This window comes from Anaerotaenia torta (genome assembly GCF_050433395.1).
Lineage (GTDB): Bacteria > Bacillota > Clostridia > Lachnospirales > Lachnospiraceae > Mobilitalea > Mobilitalea torta.
On the sequence record NZ_JBNPXH010000024.1, the window covers coordinates 1 to 1,538 of the forward strand.

The following is a 1,538-nucleotide window of genomic DNA, read 5'->3' on the forward strand; positions in this document are numbered from 1 at the left end:
TGTTGTCCGGCAAATTAGGAGATACAGCAATCAGCACTTTATTTTAACCTGAATTCGGTGTAGGGCATCATTGATCGTCACTTTATCCGATACAGTTTCTGCAAATTATTCGGACTTGTCAGATTCAATGCAAAATAAATGATTCAAAGAAAAAGCAGGTTTCCCTGCTTCTTCCTAAAATGAAACGTAATCACTGATTGCTACAAGTGCATCTACAATGCTGATTGCGTCAACCATGGACAGTTCCGGATAAATGGTTGTCAGTCTCTCAAGGTTCCAAAAACTGTCGCAAAGTCTGGAGAGTTCTGTCCCAATACCCCAGTTGGGGATACAGATATAGTTTCCATATGCATGATTACCACAGATAATGTGAAACTTGCTGTACCTGGAGGATACCTCCAGTTCAACAGGGTTGGACTGGCTAAGGAAACGGACATGCCCTTCCCAGACTTCCGGCTTCATGCCGGCCAGACCGGTGCAGGTATAATCAAACTCCATTTCGCTTCCTCCTATCCCAGTTCGCAGTCATTGACTGCCTGCATGACGATATCGACATTGATGATGTTTGCCTTGCTGCTTTCGCCAATCAACAGACTGGCATTGCAAAGCTTGTTGATGATACGGGGTGTCCCATCTGCAGCATTGAGAATCGCTTCTATGGAATTCTCCTCAAAGACGATCTGGTTACAGCCGGCACCCCGGAGTTTTTCGATGATGTACAGACGGCCTTCCTCTTTGGATAAACCTTCTACGTTATAGTTCATGACGATTCTCTGACGGAGCGGTTCGTGGATCCCGAGCCGGAGGGTGGAATTGAGTGTCGGAAGCCCTGCAAGGAGAACGGCGGCACGGTCCCTGGAATCCATTTCGAAGTTGAACAGGATCTTAAGGTCATTCAGGATTGCATTGTTGATGTAATTCGCTTCATCAATGATGATGACGGGTGTTTTTCTTTTTTCAACTGCAAGGCGGGATATTTCTTCCTGGATAGTCCGGAAGTTGTCCGGTTTACGGAACCCAGGCTGGGCTCCCAGTTCGGATACTAGGTTCCGGTAAAAATCGTTTGCGGTCAGAGTGGAAAAGCTGGAGTATACAACCTTATAAAGGGAAGGATTCAAGCCAGCAGCCCAGTTGCGGATTGCAGTTGTCTTACCCCGACCGGGGCCTCCTGTGAGAAGCCCGAAGCCCCTTGTTTTCACGAGATAATCAAGACGGAAAAGAGTTTCTTTGTACTCCTTTGTGTCTACCAGAATCTCTTTGGAATTCTTAAGGAACGGATTGAATTCTAGACCGTATCGTGCAGTATAATCCATTATTCTTCACCTCTGCATAAATGTACTTTTTCACGTTTGACGAATGCGTTTTCCTGCTTGTTTAGAAGCCGGATCGGAGTAAGTGTCCCGTCCGCTTCCAGGATAAAGATCTCTTCCATGTCAGGGGAATAGCGGAGGCGGATCCGCTGTTTAGCAAAGCGAAAATCAACTTCGTATTCCACCTGGTCAATGGTAATAACGCTGTCAGCAGAAACACGGCGTTCA

2 protein-coding genes and 1 pseudogene are annotated in these 1,538 nt (G+C 46.4%); all 3 read right to left on the reverse strand.

Features of this window, described 5'->3' with window-relative positions; translation table 11 throughout:
- Positions 1-174: 174 nt before the first annotated feature.
- The gene (locus HNQ56_RS23760) at positions 175-498 is read right to left on the reverse strand and encodes a DUF6618 family protein (protein WP_429151011.1); all 324 of its coding nucleotides are present in this window, start codon (positions 496-498) and stop codon (positions 175-177) included.
- An 11-nt stretch (positions 499-509) separates the two neighbouring features.
- The gene (locus HNQ56_RS23765) at positions 510-1,313 is read right to left on the reverse strand and encodes an ExeA family protein (protein ID WP_429151013.1); all 804 of its coding nucleotides are present in this window, start codon (positions 1,311-1,313) and stop codon (positions 510-512) included.
- Positions 1,313-1,538: pseudogene (locus tag HNQ56_RS23770) on the reverse strand (IS481 family transposase); the annotation flags it as partial. The pseudogene HNQ56_RS23770 and the gene HNQ56_RS23765, both read right to left, overlap by 1 nt.